The organism is Burkholderia sp. Ac-20345 (genome assembly GCF_017104825.1).
Lineage (GTDB): Bacteria > Pseudomonadota > Gammaproteobacteria > Burkholderiales > Burkholderiaceae > Burkholderia > Burkholderia lata_B.
Genome location: NZ_JAAGPO010000003.1, coordinates 1 through 22691 on the forward strand (window position 1 = coordinate 1; position 22691 = coordinate 22691).

A 22691-nucleotide genomic window follows, 5' to 3' on the forward strand; every position below is an offset into this window, starting at 1 on the left:
TGCGGGCAGCAGGGTGCCGCGCGGGCGGTGGCCGCCGGCGGTCCGTCAATGCCGTTCGCCGAACAGCGATTCGAGCGGGTAGTGCCGTTTGACGAACGGCGACTTGATGATCACGTAACTGAAATACTTCTCGATGCCGATGTTCTGCTCGAGCAGCCCCTCGACGATCGTCTGGTAATGGCTGACGCTGCGCGTGATGAACTTCAGCAGATAGTCGTAGCCGCCGCTCGCGAGATGGCACTCGACGATCTCGTCGACATTGCGGATCGCCGCGACGAAACGGTCGAAGTCCTCGCGCCGGTGGTCGGCCAGCGTGACCTCGGTAAATACGACCTGCACGTCGCCGAGCTTCTCGAGCTGGATGTGCGCGCCGTAACCGCCGATGTAGCCGGCCTTCTCGAGCCGCTTGACGCGGATCAGGCAGGGACTGGGCGACAGCCCGACCGCATCGGCCAGCTCGACGTTGGTCATGCGGCCGCGTTTTTGCAACTGGGAGAGGATGCGCAGGTCGATGCGATCCAGCTTGCTGTCCGTCATGGTCCGTGAGAGGGCAAAAAAATGGAATGTCCGGTTACTTTAGAGTCGAACGGGGGCCGTCACAAGCCCCGCTTTCCCTTGCCGCGCTCACGCCGGCTGCGCATGTGCGGCGTCGAGCGCGCGCTGCACGCCGGGTTCGGCCAGCACGTCGTCGAGCGTCTTGCGCACGCGCTCGAACAGCAGGTCGAACTCGCCCGCGGTGAAGCTCAGCGCCGGGGCGAAACCGAGCACGCCGTCGCCGAACGCACGGAACACCACGCCGTTTGCATACGCGGCGGCCGCGATCCTGTCCGGCACGTTCAGGGCCGGGTCGAAGCGCGTCTTGCGTGCCTTGTCGGCCACCAGTTCGAGCGCGCCGAGCAGGCCGACCGAACGCGCGTCGCCGACGAGCGGATGCGCGCGCAGCGCGTCGAGGCCCGCGCTAAAGCGGGGCGCCATCGCCTGGCCGTTCGCGAGCAGCCCGCCTTCGTGATAGAGCTTCAGCACTTCGAGGCCGATCGCCGCGCTGACCGGATGCGCGGAATACGTGTAGCCGTGGCCGACCGCGGCCGATTCGGCGCGGCTGCCCGCGATCCCCTCGTAGATTTCGTCGGACATCAGCACCGCGCCCATCGGCGCATAGCCGGCGGTCAACCCTTTTGCGACGGTCATCAGGTCGGGTTCGACGCGCTCGGTTTCGCACGCGAACAGCGGGCCCGTGCGGCCGAAGCCGGTGATCACCTCGTCGGCGACGAACAGGATGCCGAGGCGCCGGCACGCGTCGCGCATCGCCTTCAGCCAGCCGGCCGGCGGCACGATCACGCCGCCGGAGCCTTGCACGGGCTCGCAGAAGAATGCCGCGACGTTGTCCGCGCCCAGCTCGGCCACCTTCGCGTCGAGCGCGGCGACCGACGCGGCGATCAGCGCCTGAGGATCGTCGCCGAGCGGATGGCGGTACGGGTAGGGCGACGGGATGTGGTGCTGATCGGTGCGCGGCAGGTCGAAATGGCGATGGAACGCGGGCAGCGCGGTGAGGCCGGCGCCGACCGACGACGAACCGTGATAGCCGCGTTCGAGCGCGATCATCTGCTTTTTCGACGGGCGGCCGGTCGCGTTGAAATAATGCGTGATGAAACGGATCGCGGAATCGACCGCGTCCGAGCCGCCGAGCGTGAAGTACACGCGGTTCAGCGACGGCGGCGCGAGCGCGGCGAGCCGTTCGGCGAGTTCGATCGCAGGCTGCGAGCCGAAATGGAAATAACCGGTCGCGTAGGGCAGCTTCGCCATCTGGTCGGCGGCGGCCTTCACGATGCTGTCGCGGCCGTAGCCGACGTTCACGCACCACAGGCCCGAGAACGCGTCGAGCAGCGTATGGCCCGCGGCGTCGCGCAGGAACACGCCGTCCGCGGATTCGAGCACGGTGACGCCGCGCGCCTCGTGCGCACGGTAATTGACGACGGGGTGGATCAGGTGTTGACGATCGGCTTCGATCAGCGCGGCTTGGTTCATGGGAAGGCGGGACTCTCGTCAGGTGTCAGCGGTGAGTTCATGCTAACGGGCGAGAAATCCGCATGCGTTTTCAATTTGCGGCCCGAAACGTACGCACGCGGCGTTTGCACGGGGCGCTTCGGCATTTTCTGCTGCGCGCCCCGTGCGGCCGGACATGGACGTCAGTAGCCGCGCGCGCGATCGACGACGCCGATCATCGGCTGTCCAGCGCGATGGCGGGCGAGGTTCGCGAGCACTGCATCGACCGCGGTGTCGGGGCGCGTCGCGCTCGCGATGTGCGGCGTGATGCGAATGCGCGGATGGGCCCAGAACGGATGGCCGGTCGGCAACGGCTCGGGGGCCGTCACGTCGAGGATCGCGCTGTCGAGGCGGCCGCTCGCGAGCGCCGCGAGCAGCGCCGCCGCATCGAGCTGCGGCCCGCGCCCGACCTGCACGAGCGACGCGCCGGCCGGAAGCGCGTCGAACACGCGCGCGCCGAGCAGGCCGCGCGTGCCGTCGGTGAGCGGCAGCAGGCAGATCAGGATGTCGGTGCGCGCCAGGAACGTGTCGAGTGCCGCATCGCCCGCGTAGCAGTCGATGCCGTCGAGCGTGCGCGGCGTGCGGCTCCAGCCGGCGCACGGGAAACCGAAGCGCCGCAGCGTGTCGAGCACGGCCTGGCCGAGCGTGCCGAGGCCGAGCACGCCGATGCGACGCGACGCGGCGGCGCGCACCGGCTTCTCGTGCCACACCTGGTCGCGCTGCTGTGCCGCATAGTCGAACAGGTCGCGATGGATCGTCAGCACGGCCTGCGTCACGTATTCGACCATCCCTTCGACGATGCCCGGCTCGATCATCCGCACGACGGGGATGTGCGAAGGCACGCGCGACAGGTCGAACTGATCGATGCCGGCGCCGACCGAGAACACGACTTCGAGATTCGGCAGCAGCGCGACCGGATCGTCCGGCGGCTGCCATGCGGCGAGATAGCGGACGGCTGCGGCGTCGCCGAGGTCCGGCCAGATCCGGAACGGCAGATCGGGCGCCTGTTGCGCGAAGCGCGCTGCCCACTGCGCGCCGCGCACGGGGTCGGCCTTGTACAGGAAGCTCATCGGTGTGCCCCTCAGCCGAGCGCCTGGCTCACGATCGCGAACGCGCGCAGCGCCGGGTCGCCCGCCGGCACGGCACCGCGCGCCATCGCGATGACGGTATCGACGCGCGGCAGCCCGAGCCCCTCCAGCCAGTCGGACAGCCCGCTGTCGCTCGGCAAGTCGAGCCGCACGAATATCCCTTCGTTCAACGCCAGCCAGTGGCTGATCAGTGCCTGCGCGCGCCGCGCATCCGGCGCGATCACCGGGCCGATCACATGGCCGCGGCCGAAGCGGCGGAACAGCGCGAATCCGAGCAGCTCGCCGTCGCGATCGAGCGCGATGCCGTTTGCGACGTCGAGCAGCGCGTCGGTCACCGCGCCGCGTTCGTAGCCCGCCGCACGCGTCGCGAGCGCGGCGAGGCGCGGCCCGTCGTTGGTGCCGAGCGGGCGCAGGCGCTCGCCGGGCGGCAGCGAGATCAGCGGCGGCCGGAACGCCGCGCCCTGGTGCTGGTCGATCGTATCGATCGGCTCGAATCCGAACGCCGCGTACAGCGGCTCGCGTTCCGGCGTCGCATGCAGAAAGACGGTGCGCGTGCCGAAGCTGTCAAGCGCGTGGGCGAGCAGTTCGCGCTCGATCCCGCCGCCCGCGCGCTCGGGCGACACGATCAGCATGCCGAGCGCCGCGTGCGCTTCGCCGAGACGCCAGCCGAGCGCGGTACCCACGACGCCGGTCTCGTCTTCGGCCACGAAACCGCCGCCGAGCTGGCGCACGAAGCGCCAGTCCTCGAGCCGGTGCGGCCACTTGACCGCCTCCGACAGTCGATGTGCGGCGGGCAGGTCGGTTTCGGCGAACGGGCGATAGGTGAGCGTGCGGGAAGGGTTGAGGTCGGACACGCCGGACTCCGGATGGGTGGAAATGACGCATTCACTCTGCCAGTGCGGTGGCGGCGCGGATAGGACGATTCGCCTGTTTTCCGGCGGCGGCGGGCGCGCCCGCGAGATCGATGCAAACCGGCTCGATCGGCACGAACGAACGCGCGAATCGTGCCGGCGCGGCCGGTCAATCCGACCACGCGTGCTGTGGAATGCCACTACGATCAATGCACGGCGGCGCTTCCGCCTGCCGAATGCCGCACCGGCCGCACCGGCCGCGCCCCGCCGCGCCGCGCGCGATCGCGCGGCAGATCGTGCTGCATGGGGCCGGCAACACGCGGCGATTCTGCGTTTTGAGCGGCGCCGAACGATGCGCGGACGACTTTTTGCCCTGATTCAATTTCGTCAAACCCAGCCCATCCCCGGCCCTGCCGGGGCTTCACACCGACAGGACGTCACCATGATCCAGTTTGAACCGAAGTACATCACCTTCGACTGTTACGGCACGCTGACCCATTTCCGGATGGCCGAGACGGCGCGCGAAATCTATGCGGATCGGTTGTCGCCGGCCACGATGGAGGCCTTCGTGCGCGCGTTCGCCGCCTATCGGCTCGACGAGGTGCTCGGCGCGTGGAAGCCCTACCGCGACGTCGTCGTCAACGCGGTCCGCCGCACGTGCGCACGGGTCGGCGTGACGTTCGACGAAGCCGAGGCCGAGCTTTTCTATCATGCGGTGCCGACGTGGGGCCCGCACCCGGACGTGCCGGCCGGGCTGTCGCGGCTGGCGTCAAAGTACAAGCTGGTGATCCTGTCGAACGCGATGGACGAGCAGATCATGAGCAACGTCGACAAGCTCGGCGCGCCGTTCCATGCGGTGTTCACCGCGCAGCAGGCGCAATCGTACAAGCCGCGGATGCAGGGCTTCGAATACATGTTCGACAAGCTCGGCTGCAAGCCCGAGGACGTGCTGCACGTGTCGTCGAGCCTGCGCTACGACCTGATGACGGCCGAGGACCTCGGGATCAAGCACAAGGCGTTCGTGAACCGCGGCCACGAGCCGGGCACGCCGTTCTACAACTATTACGAAGTGTCGGACATCGGCCAGCTGGCGACGCAGCTCGGGCTGTAAGCCGGCTGCGCCGGCAGATCCATCGAGCGCCGGGACGCGGCCGTGATGCCGGCGCGTCCCGGCGCGTTCGGTCAGCGCACGAAACGAGGGTAATTACCGATATCGAGTCGTTCAAGGCGGGGCCGCCCGGGTCGATATATGTACCGAACGGTTAATATTTGGAGGCCCCGCATGAAGTTGTCCACCAAACTGCCGATGCTCGTCGCCGCGGCTGCGGCCGCTTCGTCGCTGGACGAGCAGGCGGCGCGCCTACGGGCCGCCGTATCGGTATTCCGGCTCGCTGCGTGACGGCTTCGCGCCGTCCGCCGGCGGCCGGCGCATCCTCCTGCCCCCTGGGCGCCGCGCCGGCACCCACCCGGCGAGCGCGCCGACATGCCGGTGACGCACACGCCGCCGCACGCGGGCGCGGCGCCTGACGGCTGCACGGTCCCGTTTTCCGGGCAGTCCCGCCATCTTCCCGTCTTCCCGCCAAGCCGTTCCGATCGAGCGGCATTCTTCTGATCTTTCCTGCGCGACGTCCCGTCGCGATCCCCACCGTCGACGCCCGTGGACGCCCGTGCATGCGGCGATCTGCCGCAACGTGCCGCTCGTTGCGGCCGTCGCCGGCAGGCGCGCATGCATTCGACACAAACGTGCGGTTTGCGTGAGCCAAACGCGCACCGGATGCCGAACGGGCAATTTTGTCGGCGCAATCTGCGGCGGCTGCGGCTTTACGATTTCCTGCATCGACACGCGTTCGGCAGCCGCCGCGACACGCCGCCGGGCACAAGGCGACACGCGCGCGCACGCAGCAATTCATGCTGCGCGGGCGGCTCAAAACGATCGATTCGTATCGTGCGGGCCGCCCGAATCGCGACAAACCGCATTTTGTCGATGCTTAAATGAATTGCATGGACACGACGCCACACCCGCTACCAGCAAGCGGGCGCGGCGGGATTGAACAACCACGCTGGATCCTTGGACCCACTTTCCACAGTCAGGAGCAGTTCGGATGAGCGACGATATCGACAATGGCGGCAAGGGCGGCATCACGCGCCGCGACATGATGAAGGTCATGGCGGCGGGCGGCATGATGGCCGCCGGCGCCGGCGGACTGCTGATGACCCCCGGCGCTGCATTCGCCGCGCCCGCGCCGAAGCGCGGCGGCAAGATCCGGGTCGCGAACGAAGCCGGCTCGACGGCCGATACGCTCGACCCGGCCAAGGGCTCGACGGGCGCGGATTACACGCGCTTCTTCATGTTCTACAGCGGCCTTACGCAGCTCGATGCGAGCCTCACGCCGCAGATGAACCTCGCCGAGTCGCTGCAGACGACCGATGCGAAGACGTGGATCATCAAGCTGCGCAAGGGCGTCACGTTCCACGACGGCAAGCCGGTCGGCCCGGCCGACGTGGTGTTTTCGCTGATGCGCCACAAGAACGCGGCTACCGCGTCGAAGGTCAAGACGCTTGCCGAACAGTTCGCGGACGCGAAGGCGAGCGGCCCGGACGAAGTCACGCTCACGCTCACCAGCGCGAACGCCGACCTGCCGGTGATCCTCGCGACGCCGCAGCTCGTGATCGTCAAGGACGGCACGACCGACTTCTCGACCGGCATCGGTTGTGGCCCGTACAAGCTGAAGTCGTTCAAGCCGGGCGTGTCGACCGTCGGCGTGCGCAACGACAGCTACTTCAAGCCGGGCAAGCCGTATCTCGACGAGATCGAGCTGATCGGCATCAGCGACAGCGCCGCGCGCCTGAACGCGCTGCTGTCGGGCGACGTGCACCTGATCAACGCGATCGATCCGCGCTCGACGCAGCGGGTCTCGTCGACGCCGGGCTACGCGCTGAAGGAAACCAAGTCGGGCCTCTATACCGACCTGATCATGCGCAGCGACAACCCGATCGTCTCGAGTCCCGAATTCGTCGAAGGGATGAAGTACCTGTTCGATCGCGAGCAGCTCCGCACGGCGGTGTTCCGCGGCTACTCGGTGATCGGCAACGACCAGCCGATTCCGCCGGGGCACCGCTACTTCAACGCGTCGTTGCCGCAGCGGGCGCACGATCCGGACAAGGCGAAGTTCCTGCTGCAGAAGGCCGGTGCGCTCGGTGCCACGTTGCCGCCGATCTATGCGACGTCCGACGCGAACGGGTCGATCGAAATGGCCGTGCTGCTGCAGCAGGCCGGCCAGAAGATCGGGCTGAACCTGCAGGTCAACCGCGCATCGCCCGACGGCTACTGGTCGAACCACTGGATGAAGCACCCGCTCACCTTCGGCAACATCAACCCGCGCTCGAGCGCCGACGTGCTGTTCACGCAGTTCTTCAAGTCGGATGCGCCGTGGAACGAGTCGGGCTGGAAGAACGCGAAGTTCGACCAGTTGCTGCTCGCCGCGCGGTCGGAAACCGACGACGCGAAGCGCAAGCAGATGTACGGCGACATGCAGGTGATCGTGGCGCAGCAGGGGCGGGTCGGCATTCCGGCGTTCATCAGCTTCCTCGACGGCTACGACAAGCGGCTCGCGGGCCTCGGCTCGATCCCCACCGGGCCGATGATGGGCTTCACGTTCGCCGAGAGCGTGTGGTGGAACGCATGACGTTGTGGCTGGCCGCCGTTGCGCGGCCGGTGCGGACCACCGTGCCGGCCACGCGCGGCTTTTTCAGGAGTGCCGCTCCATGAACCGAATTCTCATCGGGCTGATCGGCCGGCGCATCGCGGTCACCGCGCTGACGCTGCTGATCGTGTCCGCGATCATCTTCACGATCACGAACCTGCTGCCGGGCGACGCCGCGCAGGCCGCGCTCGGCCAGTCGGCGACACCGGAGACGGTCGCCGCGCTGCGCCAGCAGTTCGGCCTCGACATGCCGGCGCACGTGCGTTACGTGCACTGGCTCACCGGCCTGTTGCACGGCGATTTCGGCCGGTCGCTGTCCGGCGACATGCCGGTGTCGGAGCTGATCGGCGGACGCCTGCCGAAATCGCTCGCGCTCGCGGCGATCACCACCGCCGTGTCGGTGCCCATCGCGCTGCTGCTCGGCATCCTCGCGGCCGTCAAGCGCGAGTCGGTGGTCGACCGCGTCATCAGCCTCGGCACGCTGTCGCTCGTCGCGACGCCGGAATTCCTGATCGCGACGGTCGCCGTGCTCGTGTTCGCGGTGAAGCTGCGCTGGCTGTCCGCGTTGTCGTACAGCGGCCCGATCGAAAGCCTGCACGACTTCCTGCGCGCGTACGCGATGCCGGTGCTGACGCTGTGCGCGGTCGTGATCGCGCAGATGGCACGCATGACGCGCGCCGCGGTGATCGAGCAACTGAGCGCGTCGTATGTAGAGATGGCCGTGCTGAAGGGCGCGAGCCCCGCACGCGTCGTACTGCGCCATGCATTGCCGAACGCGATCGGCCCGATCGCCAATGCGATCGCGCTGAGCCTGTCGTATCTGCTCGGCGGCGTGATCGTCGTCGAGACGATCTTCAACTATCCGGGCCTGGCGAGCCTGATGGTCGACGCCGTCAGCAACCGCGATTTCCCGTTGGTCCAGGCGTGCACGCTGATCTTCTGCGTCGCTTACCTGACGCTCGTGCTGTTCGCCGACCTGTGCTCGATCGTGTCGAACCCGCGACTGCGCACCTGAGTGTTTCGTCTTCCTTCCGAGATGCCGCCCATGCACCCGACCGAACCCGTTCAACGCAGCAGCGCGCTGCCGCCGCCCGGCGATCCGCACCCACCGTGGGGGGCGCCGACGCCGCCCGCCGCGCCCGCTCCCGACGAGCCGCGCAAGCGCCGCGGTGTACGCGTCGCATTGACGACCGGCGGCCGCGTCGGCCTCGCGATGGTCGCGCTGATGCTGTTCATCGCGGTGTTCGCGCCGCTGCTCGCGCCGCACGACGTCGGCACGATCGTCACGCCGGACGTGTTCGCGCCGTTCAGCGCGAAGCTGCTGTTCGGCTCGGACTTCCTCGGCCGCGACATGCTCAGCCGCATCCTGTACGGCACGCGCCTCACCGTGCTGCTCGCGCTCGCCGCGGTGCTGCTCGCCGCGCTGACCGGCACGACGCTCGGGCTGCTCGCGACCGTGTCCGGCCGCGCGGTGGACGAGACGATGAGCCGGCTGCTCGACGCGCTCACGTCGATTCCGTCGAAGATGTTCGCGCTGATGTTCGTCGCCGCGTTCGGCTCGTCGCTGCCGCTGCTGGTGCTCACCGCCGCGGTCAGCTACATGCCGGGCTCCTACCGCATCGCGCGTGCGCTGGCCGTCAACATCAGCACGCTCGAATTCGTGCAGGTGGCGAAGGCGCGCGGGGAAAGCGCGCTGTACATCGCATGCGTCGAGATGCTGCCGAACATGATCCATCCGATGCTGGCGGACACCGGGCTGCGCTTCACGTTCGTCGTGCTGCTGCTGAGTGGCCTGAGCTTTCTCGGGCTCGGCGTGCAGCCGCCGTATGCGGATCTCGGTTCGCTCGTGCGCGAGAACATCGCGAGCCTCGGCGACGGGTCGGCCGTCGCGATCATGCCCGCGGTCGCGATCGCGATCCTGACGGTGGGCGTCAACCTGTTGATCGACGGCCTGCCGCATCGCGGCCGCCGCAAGGGCGCGGCCACGGCCGCGGGAGAACACTGATGCGAGATGAATCGACTCCGCTCGTCCAGGTGCGCGGGCTGCGCGTGGTCGGCGGCCGCCCGGGCGGCGAGGAAACGACGATCGTCCACGGCGTCGACTTCGACATCGGGCGCGGCGAGGTGCTCGCGCTGATCGGCGAATCGGGCTCCGGCAAGACGACGATCGCGTTGTCTCTGATGGGCCATGCGCGCACCGGATGCCGGATCGCCGGCGGCTCGGTGAAGCTCGACGGCACCGACGTGTGCGCGCTTTCCGCAGCGGCGCTGACCGCGCTGCGCGGCCGCAAGGTCGCGTATATCGCGCAGAGCGCCGCCGCTGCCTTCAACCCGTCGCGCACGATTCTCGACCAGGTGATCGAGAGCGCGCTGATCCACAAGACGATGACGAAGCGCGACGCGCAGGCGAAGGCGATCGAGCTGTTTCGCGCGCTCGCGCTGCCCGAGCCGGAGACGATCGGCAAGCGCTATCCGCACCAGGTATCGGGCGGTCAACTGCAGCGGCTGATGGCTGCGATGGCGCTGATCACCGACCCGGAGCTGGTGATCCTCGACGAGCCGACCACCGCGCTCGACGTGACCACGCAGATCGACGTGCTGCAGGCGTTCAAGAGCGTGATCCGGCGCTACGGGATGAGTGCGGTGTACGTGTCGCACGACCTGGCCGTGGTCGCGCAGATGGCCGACCGGATCGTCGTGCTGAGCGACGGCGTGATCCGCGAGGCGGGCGCGACCGAACAGATCCTGCATGCGCCGACGCACCCGTACACGCAGAGCCTGATCGCGGCGGTCACGCCGAACGATGCCGAACGCGACGTAGAAGCACAACGACCGGCCGCGCCGGCGCCGCTGCTCGACGTGCGCGGCGCGATCGCGGGCTACGGCGGCCGCACCGCGAACGGCTGGCCCGCGAAGGTGATCCTGCGTGAAGTCGACCTGCGCATCGGGCGCGGGCAGACGGTCGGCGTGATCGGCGAATCGGGCTCCGGCAAGACGACGCTCGCGAAGGTGATCGCGGGCCTCGTGCCGGCGACCGGCGGCGAGATCCTGCTCGACGGCGAGCCGCTCGCGCGCGATATCGGCAAACGGACGAAGGAGCAGCATCGCCGCGTGCAGATCGTGTTCCAGAACGCCGATACCGCGCTCAACCCGGTGCATACCGTCGAGCGCACGCTCGCACGGCCGCTGGCGTTCTACCACGGGATCAAGGGCGCGCGTGCACGCCAGCGCGTCGCGGAACTGCTCGAGCTCGTGCGGCTGCCGCCCGCGGTGGCCGCGCGGCGTACCGGCGAGCTGTCGGGTGGGCAGAAGCAGCGCGTGAACCTCGCGCGCGCGCTCGCGGCCGAGCCCGACCTGATCCTGTGCGACGAGGTCACGTCCGCGCTCGACACCGTCGTCGGCGCCGCGATCATCGAGTTGCTGCGCGACCTGCAGGCGAAGCTCGGCGTGTCGTACGTGTTCATCACGCACGACATCGCGAAGGTGCGCGCGATCAGCGACGACATCGTCGTGCTGTATGCGGGCCGTCGCGTGGAGACCGGCAGCCGCGACGCGCTGTGCGCGCCGCCTTATCACCCGTATTCGCACTTGCTGGTGTCGTCCGCGCCGGAGCTGCGGGCGGGCTGGCTCGACGATGCGGCCGAGCGTTGCCACCGGCCGCTGGTGCCGATCGGTGAGCGCGAGAACGAGGCCGAGCTGTGTCCGTTCCTGTCGCGCTGCGCGATGCGCGTGGACGGCGTGTGCAACCGGACGGCCCCGTCGCTGCGCACGCTCGGGAACGGCGCGCAGGTGCTGTGCCATCGCAGCGAGGAGGATCTCGCGCGCTTCCAGGCGGAGCCGATTCCCGCCGGTGTCACGCCGGTGCAGCTGTAGTGCGTGGCGCGCGAATCGTTCATCGCGCGGTGCGGTGGCGCGCCCGCCGCATAGTCTGCCGCGGCGGTCGTGCAAAACGGCAATTTGTATGCGTGCCGCGCGCGAATACGCGGCAACTGCGGTTTTTGACGGTGATTAAATGATTCTCATTGACCGGTCGCCGATCGTCGTTGCCGGCATGCTCGAGAAGGATCCGATGAAACTGGAATCGTACTGGCTGGATACCCGCCCCGCGTTTCGCGCCGGAAGCGAAGGCCCCGTCGAAGGGCGGGCCGACGTCGTCGTGATCGGCGGCGGTTTCACCGGCTTGTCGGCGGCGCTCGCACTCGCGCAGCGCGGCGTGTCGGTGGTCGTGCTCGAAGCCGCGCAGGTTGCCGGCGAAGCGTCCGGCCGCAACGGCGGCCAGTGCAATACGGGCGTCGCGCAGGACTACGCGTCGCTGGCCGCGCGCATCGGCGCCGCGCAGGCGAAGCAGTTTTATCTCGCGTACGAAAGCGCGGTGAAGAGCGTCGAGACGATCGTGACCGAACAGGCGATCGATTGCGATTTCCGGCGCGCCGGCAAGCTGAAGCTCGCCGCGAAGCCACAGCACTTCACGGGGCTCGAAAAGACCTTCGACGCGTTGCGGCGCGACGTCGATCCCGACATCGAGCTGATCGAGCCGTCGCGGATCCGCGATGAAATCGCGTCCGACGGTTTCTATGGCGGGCTCCTGCAGCGCAACGGCGCGCAGATGCACATGGGCAAGTTCGGCGTCGGCCTCGCGCAAGCGGCCGTGCGTGCCGGCGCACGCGTGTACGAGCACGCGGCCGTTACGCAGCTCGACCGGCTCGACGGCGAGCGCCACCGGATCACCTCCGCCCGCGGCACGATCGTCGCCGATCGCGTGCTGGTCGCGACCGGCGCATCGCAGCACGGGCCGTTCGCGTGGTTCCGGCGGCGCATCGCGCCGGTCGGCAGCTTCATCGTCGTGACCGAGCCGCTGCCGGACACGCAGCTGAACCGGCTGTTCCCGCATCGGCGCGCATACGTCACGTCGCGTCAGATCGGCAACTACTTCCGCGTGACGCCCGACAATCGGCTGCTGTTCGGCGGCCGCGCGCGTTTCGCGATGTCGAGCCCGCGCTCCGACGCGAAAAGCGGCGACGTCCTGCGCGCCGGCATGGCCGGCTATTTCCCGGAACTGGCCGGCGTGCGGCTCGACTACTGCTGGGGCGGCCTCGTCGACATCACCGCCGACCGGCTGCCGCGCGCGGGCCAGCACGACGGGCTCTATTACTCGATGGGCTACAGCGGCCACGGCGTGCAGATGTCGGTGCACATGGGCCGCGTGATGGCCGACGTGCTGTATGGCGCGGCCGCGTCGAACCCGTGGCGCGAGCTCGACTGGCCGGCGATACCCGGCCATTTCGGGCACGCATGGTTCCTGCCGCTCGTCGGCGCGTATTACCGGATGCAGGATTTCCTGCATTGAAGCGAGCGCCGGGAGAATTCGACATGACAGTGCAATTCGTTGGCTCGCCGCGTGTCGCGCAGCCCGTGTCGCCCGCGATCGGCGACGTGCTGCGCACGATCGACGCGTCGTTTGCGCAGCCGCTGAACCTCGACACGCTCGCGGCCGTGGCCGGGTTGAGCGTGTCGCGTTTCACCGCGCGCTTTCGCAGCGAAACCGGGCTGTCGCCGCACCGGTATCTGTGTCTCGTGCGGATACGGCGGGCGCAGGACCTGTTGCGCGCCGGTCTCGCGCCGTCGGTCGTCGCGACCGACGTCGGCTTCTTCGATCAGAGCCATCTGTGCCGGCATTTCCGGCGCGTGCTCGGGATCACGCCGCGCGATTACGTGGTCGCCCGCGCGGGCGGCGCACCGGTGCGAGCGCCATCGACGCGCCTGCGCAGCGAACGCCGCGATGCGTCGTGTCACGCGGCGTAAGCACAGGCATGGACGACATGCCCCGCTGAGGATGCCCGACAGCAGAGCCGGCGAACGACGATTTCCGATATCGCGTGACCGCTTTCGAACGAATCCGTCACGCACTGCACAGGAGCAGAAATGACCGCAGTTTTCGTGTTGCACCGGGCCGACGGCGCGCCGTCTTCCACCGCGTTCCGCAAAGAGGCGTTCGGCGCGAGCGATCCGTTCGCGTCGCATCGCGAGGTCGCGTGGGAAGGCCCCGACGCGATGGCCGCGGGGCGCATCGGCTTCATGGGCGAACTGGACGTGGCGAGCTTTCCGCACATCGAAACCCTCGTCGTCGTCCAGGGCGAGCTGACGCTCGAAGCGGCCGGGGCCGCACCGCTGGTGGTCGGCCCGGGACAGGGCGCCGTCATCGGCGGCGGCACGGCGCTGCGCATCGCCGCGCAATCGCCGGTGCGGCTGATGTTCTGCGCGGCAGCGTGCGCGCAACCGACGAAACGCGGCGTTTTCGCGCTGCACGCCGACGCGGACTTCAAACCGTCCGCCACGCTGCCGGCCGAGGTGCTGCTCGGCCCCGCGCCGCAATGCCGCAGCGACAACGTGTTCACCGACGACGGCGCCGGGTACTGCGCGGGCACGTGGGATTCGACGCCGTATCACCGGATCGTCCGGCCGCATCGCGCGAACGAGTTCATGTTCCTGCTGGACGGCGGCGTCCGGTTTGCGGCGCCCGACGGCAGCGTGTTGTCGCTCGGTGCGGGCGACGCGCTGTTCGTGCCGCGCGGCGCGTCGATCGGGTGGGAAAGCAGCGAACGCGTGGCGAAGTTCTACGTGATGCAGAACGTCAAACCCTCCACCGAACGAGACTGAGCATGTCCCCTCCGCTGCGCCATATCGAAACCTTGTCCACGCCGCCGGCCGCGGCCGACGTCGTCGTGATCGGCGGCGGCATCATCGGCGTCTTCACCGCCTACTATCTGGCCCGGCGCGGCGTATCGGTCGCGCTCGTCGAGAAGGGGCGCATCGGCGCCGAACAGTCGAGCCGCAACTGGGGCTGGTGCCGGCAGCAGAACCGCGACGAACGTGAATTGCCGATGGCCAGCAAGAGCATCGACCTGTGGGAGCGCTTCGCCGCCGAATCCGGCGAAGACACGGGCTTTCATCGCTGCGGACTGCTCTATCTCAGCAATGACGAAGCCGAATTGTCCCGCTGGGCGAGCTGGGGCGAATTCGCGAAGACGGCGGGCGTGACCACCTACATGCTCGACAGCAAGCAGGCCGCCGAGCGCGGACGGGCAACCGGGCGGCAGTGGAAAGGCGGCGTCTTCTCGCCGACCGACGGCACGGCCGATCCAGCGAAGGCTGCGCCGGCCGTGGCCGCCGCACTGATGAAGCTGGGCGGCAGCGTCCATCAGCACTGCGCGGCGCGTGGCGTCGAACTCGAAGGCGGCCGCGTCGCGGGCGTCGTCACCGAGGCGGGCGTCATCAAGACGCGAACGGTCGTGATGGCCGGCGGCGCCTGGGCGTCGTCGTTCTGCCGCCAGCTCGGCATCCGGTTTCCGCAGGCGTCGATCCGTCAGTCGATCCTGAGCGTGTCGCCCGTCGAAACGCCGCTGCCCGATGCGATGTACACGTCCGGCGTGTCCATCACGCGCCGCAGCGATGGACGCTACGCATTGGCGATCAGCGGCCGCGCGCGCGTGGACCTGACGCCGCAGTTCCTGCGCTTCGCGCCGCAATTCGTGCCGATGTTCGCGAAACGCTGGCGCAACCTGCTGCCGGGCGGCCTCGAAGGCGTGCGCGGCGGCCACGAAACGTTGAAGCGCTGGCGCCTCGATGCGCCGACGCCGATGGAAGCCGTGCGCATCCTCGATCCGAAGCCCGACATGCCGACGGTCGCCGAAACGTACCGCCGCGCGTCCGAACTGTTGCCCGAACTGCGCGAAGCGAAGATCACGCACGCGTGGGCCGGGTTTGTCGACAGCACGCCGGACGGCGTGCCGGGCATCGGCGAAGTGCCGGGCGTGCCGGGGCTGATCCTCGCGGCGGGGTTTTCGGGTCACGGCTTCGGGATCGGCCCGGGCGCCGGGCACCTGATCGCCGATCTGGCGTCCGGTGCGCAACCTTTCGTGGACCCGGCGCCGTACCGGCCCGGCCGGTTCAGCGAGTCCGCCTGGGGCAAGGTCGCGGATTTCTGATGCAACGCCGTCACATGGATGAGAGGCCGCCTGCATACGACGCGCATCGAGCCGGACCGCCCGCGAGCGGCCGGATCGGTGCGGTGAACGTTCGCCGGCCCGGCCGTGCGATGCGACAGCTTGGGAGTGCCTGATGCGTTTCAGTTCGTACTGGCTCGATACGTCGGAGCCATTCGTGAGCCACTCGCCGGAATTGCACGGCGGCAGTTGCGACGTGCTGGTGGTGGGCGGCGGAATCACGGGTTCGGCCGCCGCGCTGGCGCTGGCCAAGAAAGGCGCGCGCGTGATCGTCTGCGAGGCGGGCGCCGTCGGGCAGGCGGCCTCGGGACGCAACGGCGGCATGTGCAACAACGGCTTCGCGCAGGATTATGCGTCCCTGTCGCAACGTCTCGGCACGGAACTGGCGAACCGGCTCTATCTCGCGTTCGACGCGGGCGTCGACACGGTCGAGCGGCTGGTCAGAGAGGCGTCGATCGATTGCAATTTTGCCCGCACCGGCAAGCTGAAGCTCGCGGCGAAGCCCGAGCACTATGACAAGCTCGCGCGCAGCCAGGCATTGCTCGCGGCGAGCGTGGACCCCGACACGCGCCTCGTGACGAAGGCCGAACTGCGCGACGAGATCGGCTCGAACCGTTATCACGGCGGGTTGCTGTTCGGCAAGAGCGCGGGGATGCATGTCGGCCGATATGTGCGCGGCCTGGCGAGCGCCGCCCAGGCGCGCGGCGCACACATCGTCGAGCATGCGCCGGTGCTGGGATTGAAGCGGGACTCGCGTGGCAGCTATGCGGCGCGGACCCCGCTTGGCGAGATCCGTGCGCGCCAGGTCCTGCTCGCGAGCGGCATTTCGCACGTCGGGCCCTTCGGCTGGATTCGCCGCCGGATCGTGCCGGTCGGCGCATTCATCATCGTCACCGAGCCGTTGCCGCGCGAACTGCTCGACCGCTTGCTGCCGACGCGCCGGATGGTCACCGACACGAAGAATTTCGTGAATTTCTTTCGCGTCACGCCCGACAACCGGATGCTGTTCGGCGGGCGGGCGCGTTTTGCGGCGTCGAACCCGCGCTCCGACGAAAAGAGCGGCGCGATCCTGCGGCAGCAGATGGCCGCCGTGTTTCCGGAGCTGGCCGACGTACGCATCGACTACTGCTGGGGCGGGATGGTCGACATGACGGCCAACCGGCTTCCGCGCGCGGGCGAGCGCGACGGCGTTTACTACTCGATGGGCTATAGCGGCCACGGCACCCACATGGCGACGCTGATGGGCACGCTGATGGCGGAAATCATGGACGGACGCGCGGAGCTCAACCCGTGGCAAGGCTTCGACTGGCCGGCCATTCCCGGGCACTTCGGCAAACCGTGGTTCTTGCCGTTCGTCGGCGCCTGGTATCGACTCAAGGACACCCTCTCATGAATTCACCTGTTGATCACCTGCTGCAAGCTGGCCGGCTGGAGCGCTTCTTCATCGACGGCGACTGGGTAGCGCCCGACGGCGGCGACCGGTTCGCGGTCGTTTGCCCGTCCACCGAACACACGTTGTGCGAAATTCCGCTCGGCAGCGCGCGCGACGCCGACCGGGCCGTCAGCGCCGCGCGCCGCGCGTTCGAGCGATGGTCCGCGACTTCACCGGATGAACGCGCCGCGCTGCTCGACCGCGTGCATGCGTTGATGGTGGAGCGCGCCGAACTGTTCGCGTTGGCGCTCGCGATGGAAATGGGCGCGCCGATCGGTTATGCGCGCGGCGCGCACGTACCGCTCGCGGCTGAACATATCCGGGTTGCACGCGACAACCTGGCGAGCTACGCGCTCGTCAGGCAGCGCGGCACGACCGCGGTCGTGCGCGAGCCGATCGGCGTATGCGCGCTGATCACGCCGTGGAACTGGCCGATCTACCAGATCACCGCGAAGGTCGGGCCGGCGCTCGCGGCAGGCTGCACGGTCGTGCTGAAGCCGAGCGAACTTTCGCCGCTCAGCGCGCTGCTGTTCGCGGAAGTGGTCGCCGATGCGGGCGTGCCCGCCGGCGTATTCAACCTCGTGAGCGGCAGCGGCGAAACGGTGGGCGCCGCGCTGTCGTCGCACCCGGAGGTCGACATGGTGTCGATCACCGGATCGACGCGCGCCGGCGTGCTGGTCGCGCAGGCGGCGGCGCCGACCGTCAAGCGCGTCGCGCAGGAACTGGGCGGCAAGTCGCCGAATATCGTGTTGCCGGATGCGGACCTGTCGCGTGCGATCCCGCCCGGCGTGGCTGCCGCGTTCCGCAACATGGGGCAATCGTGCAGCGCGCCGACCCGCATGATCGTGCCGCGCGCCGTGCTCGGTGCGGTGGAGGCGCTGGCCGTCGCGACAGCGCAAACGCTCGTGGTCGGCGATCCGTTCGACGAGGCCACGACGCACGGGCCGCTGGCCAATCGCGCGCAGTTCGGGCGTGTTGCGCAGATGATCGACGTGGGTATCGACGAACGCGCGAAGCTGATCGCCGGCGGTCCCGGCCGGCCCGCGGGCCTCGAACGCGGCTTTTATGCGCGGCCGACGATTTTCTCCGAGGTGCGCACCGACATGGCGATCGCACAGCGGGAGATCTTCGGTCCGGTGCTCGCGATCCTGCCTTACGACACCGTGGACGAAGCGGTCGCGATCGCGAACGATACGGTCTACGGGCTCGGCGCGCACGTGCAGGGCACCGACAAGGAACGCGTACGCGCGGTGGCCGCGCGCATCCGTGCGGGGCAGGTGCATCTGAACTACCCGGCATGGGATCCTCAGGCGCCGTTCGGTGGCTACAAGCAGTCGGGCAACGGCCGCGAGTACGGGATCGAAGGCATGGAGGAGTACATGGAGATCAAGTCGATCGTCGGCTTTTACGACTGACACGGCCGCCGCGCGGGAGCGCGCGGGCAGTACGGCTGGAACCCCATTATTTTTCGAAGGTGCCGAAATTGGACCACCCCGTCATCCCCGATATCTCGCTGCAAGCGCATCACGCGCACTGGGCGAAATTGCGTCGCGACCTGCATGCGCATCCCGAGTTGCGATTCGAAGAACACCGGACGGCCGACGTCGTCGCGAGCGAGCTGGAAGCGCTCGGCTATGCGGTGTCGCGCGGGCTGGGCGGCACGGGCGTCGTCGCGAGCCTGCCCGGCACCGATCCGGTCCGCGGCATCGTGCTGCGCGCCGATCTGGACGCGCTGCCGATCCACGAAGCCAACGATTTTGCGCATGCGTCGTGCACGCACGGGATCATGCACGCGTGCGGCCACGACGGCCATACCGTGATGTTGCTCGGCGCCGCGCGCGTGCTGAAGGCGCTGCCGCAGCTGCCCGGCAGCGTCCACCTGGTGTTTCAGCCGGGGGAAGAGGGCGGAGCAGGCGCGCGCAGGATGATCGACGATGGGCTGTTCGAGCGATACCCGACGGAGGCGGTATTCGGGATGCACAACTGGCCCGGGCTGCCGGCCGGCCATTTCGGGTTGCGCACCGGCCCGATCATGGCCGCCGGCTCGCGCTTCAGGATCACGGTGACGGGCAAGGGCGCGCACGCGGCGCAGCCGCACCTGGGCATCGATCCCGTCCCGCTCGCGTGCTCGATGGTGCTGCAGTGCCAGACGATCGCCGCGCGCCACAAGGACCCGGTGGACCCCGCCGTCATTTCCGTCTGCATGTTTCATGCGGGCACCACGGACAACGTGATTCCCGACACCGCCGAGCTGCGCGGCACGATTCGCACGCTGTCGTCGGCATTGCAGCAGCAATTGCAGCGCGACGTCCGGCTCACGTGCGAGGCGCTGGCGAGTGCCTATGGCGCGCAGGTCGACGTGGAGTTTTTTCAGTACTACCCGGCGACGGTCAACACGCCGGCCGAGACTGCGCTGTGCGAGACGGTGATTCGCGACACGTTCGGCGACGAAAGCGTGGCCCGCGACGTACCGCCGAACATGACGTCCGAAGACTTCGGATTCATGCTGGAAGAACGGCCGGGCGCTTACGTGCTGATCGGCAATGCGCGGGCCGGCGCGGCCGCGCCGGCGCTGCATCACCCGAAATACGATTTCAACGACGACATCATTCCGGCCGGCGTCCGGTACTGGGTCGCGTTGGCGCAGCATTACTTCGCGCGCTCGCCATGATGCGCGAAGCCGGCGTTGACGTGGTGCCGTGGCGCACGACGACACCTTTATGAGGATTGCTTGATGAAACGGGAAAACGAGATGAACGATTACGACACGTTGCCGGCGCTTCGCTACCGGCGCTTCACCGCGGCGGACGTCCCCGCGGCCCATGCCCTTTCCATCGCGCTCCGCTGGCCGTTCAGGGCGGAAGACTGGCAGTTTTCCGCCGACACGTCGACCGCGTTCGCGGCAGAGGAAAACGGCGTGGTCATCGGCACGGCGATGTGCTGGAAGTACGGTGTGGATCGCGCCGCGATCGGGCATGTGATCGTCTCCGACGCGCATCAGGGCCGAGGCATCGGCCGCAAGCTGATGGAGATGCTCATCGACGAGCTGGGGACGCGCATCACGTTTCTGCATGCGACGCCGGCCGGCCGGCCGCTGTACGAGAAGCTGGGCTTCAACGTGTGCGGATCGCTGAGCCAGTATCAGGGGAACGTGGTGCGGCCGGCCAACGTGGTCCTGCCCGATGGCGTGCGGCTGCGGGCCGGATCGCCGGCCGACTGGCCGCGCCTCGTCGAGCTGGACGCGCGTGCTTCCGGTCTCCAGCGCGATGAGTTGATGTCGACGCTGTTCCAGCGCGGTGAAAGCGTCGTGCTCGAACGCGACGGCGAGGTGGTCGGGTTTTCGGTGCTGCGGCGCTTTGGCCGCGGGTACGTGATCGGCCCGGTGGCGGCGCCGCGCGCGAGCGACGACGCGTATGCGAAGGCGCTCGTCAGCCATTGGCTGACGCAACGGGAAGGTGAATTCGTCCGCATCGACGTGCCGGACGGGACCGGTTTGCCGGACTGGCTGGCCGAGCAGGGTTTGGCGCGGGTCGATACGTGTTCGAAGATGGTGCGCAACGCGCCGGCTTCGGCGCACGAAGGGCCGGCCGACCCCGTCTGCGGACAGTACGCGCTCGTCAGTCAGGCGATGCTGTAGCCCTCGGCGACACGCGCGGGCTTGCCTCGCGCGTGCGGTGACGTCAGCGCGCCCGGCGCGGTTGTTCGTCGATCGTGCGGGCCAACGGCGACCGGAACACGGGGCGTGCAGGCCCGATAGCGCTCCGCCTGGCGGCGCCCCATGCTAGCCGTCAGGATGCCTGCGTGGCGGCCCGGCGTTGCCGGGCCCCGGTAGCGATCGCGCTACTTCACCGGTGTCAGGACGGGCGCACCCTTGTTCTTGATCAGGAACACGACGAATTTTGCCGGCTTCGTGCTGCTGGCGTTTCGTCCGACCGTGTGCACGTCGTCCGGTCCTTCATGAAACGTGTCGCCGGCATGGAGCGTGACCGTTTTCCCGCCGTTCAGGCCCATCACGATGCTGCCGTCGAGCACGTAGACGAAGGCGTGCGCATCGTGACGATGCACGGGATCGACGCTGCCTGGCGGATAATTCACGACGATCATCTCGACTTCCTTGCCCGGATACTCGGGCAACGGCTCCGTGGTCAGTTGCGTCACCGTGGCTTGCGGAGCGGCGGCGGCGGGCTGAACGGGAGCCAGGAGCGACAGCGCGAGCGGTGCGAGCGCGAGCATGATGCGTTTCATGTCGTTACTCCAGGTTGGCCTTGTCGAGCCCGAACATCTTGTCGAACGAGCCGGGCACGGCGCGGAACGCGACGTTCAGCCGGTTCCAGCAGTTGATGGCGCCCACGAGGAAGGTGAGATCCGACAGCTCCTTCTCGGCATAGTGGGCCCGCACGCGTTCGTAGAGATCGTCGGGCACGCCATGCGTCGGGAGATGCGTCAGTGCTTCGGTCCATTCGAGCGCGGCGCGCTCGCGCGGCGAGAACAGCGTCGACTCGCGCCAGATCGCGACGTGATGCAGGCGCAGCTCGCGCTCGCCGTGGATTTTCGCCATCTTGGTGTGCATGTCGACGCAGAACGCGCAGCCGTTGAGCTGCGATGCGCGAATCTCGACGAGTTCGCGAATCGGCATCTCGATCGCCGTCTTTTGAAACAGCCCGTCGAGTTCGACGAGCTTCTTGGTCAGCTCCGGCGATTGCTGGAAGTAGTTGATACGTTGCGTCATGATCCGTTCTCCTGATCGGTGGAAGCGGTGCCGCTGGCCCGGCACATGCCGATTCATTGCGGGACCTGCCTGGCAACCATCGTAATCGCGGGCCTCACGGGTCAGTAGTGCCGGGAGGGTGCGCACTCTGTTGCCGCTTCGGAACCAATCGCCCGGCTGATGCGTCGGTGCGACCGCACACCGTTGACGTTACGTCACGCCGACACGGCGACGACACTGCAGATTCCCTGCCGGGCCATCTTCGTATAAGGGCACAGGCGCTCCGTGTCGCGGACGAGGCGTTCCGCGACGTCTTGCTCCACACCCGGCATGCGGACCGTGATGTTGGCAATCAGCGCATATCCGCCATCGACGGGATCCCGGCCGAACGACACTTCGGCCGCCACGGTCGCTTTCCGGAGGTCGATCTTTTCGCGTTGCGCGAGCAGGCTCAGTGCGCCGTGAAAACACGCGGCATAGCCTGCGGCGAACAGCTGTTCGGGATTGGTGCCGCCGCCCGGACCGCCAAGTGCGGTGGGCAACCGCAGATCGAGGATGAGACACCCGTCGTCGGATCGCGCGACGCCCGATGCACGGCCGTGGCCGGCCTCGCCTCCGGAGACGGTGACGGTGGTCGTGTAGAGCGCGGCGAATGCCTCCCCGCGATATTTGTCGAGCAGTGTCAGCGACGGAGGTTGCAACCTCTCGTTCTCCATATGCCTCCCGGTTTCTTGTATTGGCCAACGCGAGCGTCTCTAACCTTGCGTGTCGGGGCGGTGCGTTGCTTTTTCGATGCGAATCAGCGCAATGGTGAGGCGCGTGCCTGCAAGTCGATCTCCATGACCTCCATCCGAAAGATGGA

20 protein-coding genes are annotated in these 22691 nt (G+C 68.2%); 13 read left to right on the forward strand and 7 right to left on the reverse strand.

Annotation, left to right across the window (positions count from 1 at the left end; all coding sequences use genetic code 11):
* Positions 1 to 45: 45 nt before the first annotated feature.
* From G3O06_RS02215 to G3O06_RS02230, 4 genes are all read right to left on the reverse strand, one after another.
* A complete protein-coding gene (locus G3O06_RS02215; protein ID WP_006749694.1) occupies positions 46 to 537 on the reverse strand; it encodes a winged helix-turn-helix transcriptional regulator in 492 nt (163 codons plus the stop codon).
* Positions 538 to 624: 87 nt separating this feature from the next.
* Positions 625 to 2025 (reverse strand): aspartate aminotransferase family protein, encoded by a 1401-nt coding sequence (locus G3O06_RS02220; RefSeq protein ID WP_205814804.1) that lies wholly within the window; start codon positions 2023 to 2025, stop codon positions 625 to 627.
* A gap of 161 nt (positions 2026 to 2186) precedes the next feature.
* Positions 2187 to 3113 (reverse strand): glyoxylate/hydroxypyruvate reductase A, encoded by a 927-nt coding sequence (locus G3O06_RS02225; RefSeq protein WP_205814805.1) that lies wholly within the window; start codon positions 3111 to 3113, stop codon positions 2187 to 2189.
* 11 nt (positions 3114 to 3124) lie between these two features.
* A complete protein-coding gene (locus G3O06_RS02230; RefSeq protein WP_205814806.1) occupies positions 3125 to 3985 on the reverse strand; it encodes a GNAT family N-acetyltransferase in 861 nt (286 codons plus the stop codon).
* 439 nt (positions 3986 to 4424) lie between these two features.
* Here G3O06_RS02230 and G3O06_RS02235 point away from each other — a divergent pair, with 439 nt between their 5' ends.
* From G3O06_RS02235 to G3O06_RS02295, 13 genes are all read left to right on the forward strand, one after another.
* The gene (locus G3O06_RS02235; protein ID WP_124648630.1) at positions 4425 to 5093 is read left to right on the forward strand and encodes a haloacid dehalogenase type II; all 669 of its coding nucleotides are present in this window, start codon (positions 4425 to 4427) and stop codon (positions 5091 to 5093) included.
* Between the two features lie 991 nt (positions 5094 to 6084).
* Positions 6085 to 7668 carry an ABC transporter substrate-binding protein gene (locus G3O06_RS02240; RefSeq protein WP_205814807.1) on the forward strand — a complete coding sequence of 528 codons (1584 nt, stop codon included), beginning with the start codon at positions 6085 to 6087 and terminating at the stop codon, positions 7666 to 7668.
* Between the two features lie 79 nt (positions 7669 to 7747).
* The gene (locus tag G3O06_RS02245; RefSeq protein WP_089459918.1) at positions 7748 to 8701 is read left to right on the forward strand and encodes an ABC transporter permease; all 954 of its coding nucleotides are present in this window, start codon (positions 7748 to 7750) and stop codon (positions 8699 to 8701) included.
* A gap of 30 nt (positions 8702 to 8731) precedes the next feature.
* Positions 8732 to 9691: an ABC transporter permease gene (locus G3O06_RS02250; protein ID WP_205814808.1), complete on the forward strand. Its 960-nt coding sequence runs from the start codon at positions 8732 to 8734 to the stop codon at positions 9689 to 9691.
* Entirely contained in the window at positions 9691 to 11559 is a 1869-nt protein-coding gene (locus G3O06_RS02255) for an ABC transporter ATP-binding protein (RefSeq protein ID WP_174987007.1), read from the forward strand. Before G3O06_RS02250 ends, G3O06_RS02255 begins: the two co-directional genes overlap by 1 nt.
* Before the next feature lie 139 nt (positions 11560 to 11698).
* Positions 11699 to 13033: an FAD-binding oxidoreductase gene (locus G3O06_RS02260; RefSeq protein ID WP_205814809.1), complete on the forward strand. Its 1335-nt coding sequence runs from the start codon at positions 11699 to 11701 to the stop codon at positions 13031 to 13033.
* Positions 13034 to 13056: 23 nt separating this feature from the next.
* Complete coding sequence (locus G3O06_RS02265; protein WP_174968707.1) at positions 13057 to 13488, forward strand: AraC family transcriptional regulator; 432 nt, start codon at positions 13057 to 13059, stop codon at positions 13486 to 13488.
* A gap of 120 nt (positions 13489 to 13608) precedes the next feature.
* A complete protein-coding gene (locus G3O06_RS02270) occupies positions 13609 to 14343 on the forward strand; it encodes a cupin domain-containing protein (protein WP_174968706.1) in 735 nt (244 codons plus the stop codon).
* A 2-nt stretch (positions 14344 to 14345) separates the two neighbouring features.
* A complete protein-coding gene (locus G3O06_RS02275; protein ID WP_205814810.1) occupies positions 14346 to 15671 on the forward strand; it encodes an FAD-binding oxidoreductase in 1326 nt (441 codons plus the stop codon).
* A gap of 133 nt (positions 15672 to 15804) precedes the next feature.
* A complete protein-coding gene (locus G3O06_RS02280) occupies positions 15805 to 17082 on the forward strand; it encodes an FAD-binding oxidoreductase (RefSeq protein WP_205814811.1) in 1278 nt (425 codons plus the stop codon).
* A complete protein-coding gene (locus G3O06_RS02285) occupies positions 17079 to 18536 on the forward strand; it encodes an aldehyde dehydrogenase family protein (protein WP_205814812.1) in 1458 nt (485 codons plus the stop codon). The genes G3O06_RS02280 and G3O06_RS02285 overlap by 4 nt, the downstream gene beginning before the upstream one ends.
* A gap of 68 nt (positions 18537 to 18604) precedes the next feature.
* Positions 18605 to 19792 carry a M20 aminoacylase family protein gene (locus G3O06_RS02290; protein WP_205814813.1) on the forward strand — a complete coding sequence of 396 codons (1188 nt, stop codon included), beginning with the start codon at positions 18605 to 18607 and terminating at the stop codon, positions 19790 to 19792.
* Between the two features lie 63 nt (positions 19793 to 19855).
* The gene (locus tag G3O06_RS02295) at positions 19856 to 20758 is read left to right on the forward strand and encodes a GNAT family N-acetyltransferase (RefSeq protein WP_205814814.1); all 903 of its coding nucleotides are present in this window, start codon (positions 19856 to 19858) and stop codon (positions 20756 to 20758) included.
* A 203-nt stretch (positions 20759 to 20961) separates the two neighbouring features.
* On the opposite strand, the gene G3O06_RS02300 is transcribed toward G3O06_RS02295, so the two are convergent.
* The 3 genes from G3O06_RS02300 to G3O06_RS02310 all read right to left on the reverse strand — a co-directional run bounded on the left by G3O06_RS02300 (position 20962) and on the right by G3O06_RS02310 (position 22545).
* Entirely contained in the window at positions 20962 to 21366 is a 405-nt protein-coding gene (locus G3O06_RS02300) for a cupin domain-containing protein (RefSeq protein ID WP_174997545.1), read from the reverse strand.
* Between the two features lie 4 nt (positions 21367 to 21370).
* The gene (locus tag G3O06_RS02305) at positions 21371 to 21850 is read right to left on the reverse strand and encodes a carboxymuconolactone decarboxylase family protein (RefSeq protein ID WP_205814815.1); all 480 of its coding nucleotides are present in this window, start codon (positions 21848 to 21850) and stop codon (positions 21371 to 21373) included.
* A 194-nt stretch (positions 21851 to 22044) separates the two neighbouring features.
* Positions 22045 to 22545: an Ohr family peroxiredoxin gene (locus G3O06_RS02310; RefSeq protein WP_205814816.1), complete on the reverse strand. Its 501-nt coding sequence runs from the start codon at positions 22543 to 22545 to the stop codon at positions 22045 to 22047.
* Positions 22546 to 22691: the final 146 nt, after the last annotated feature.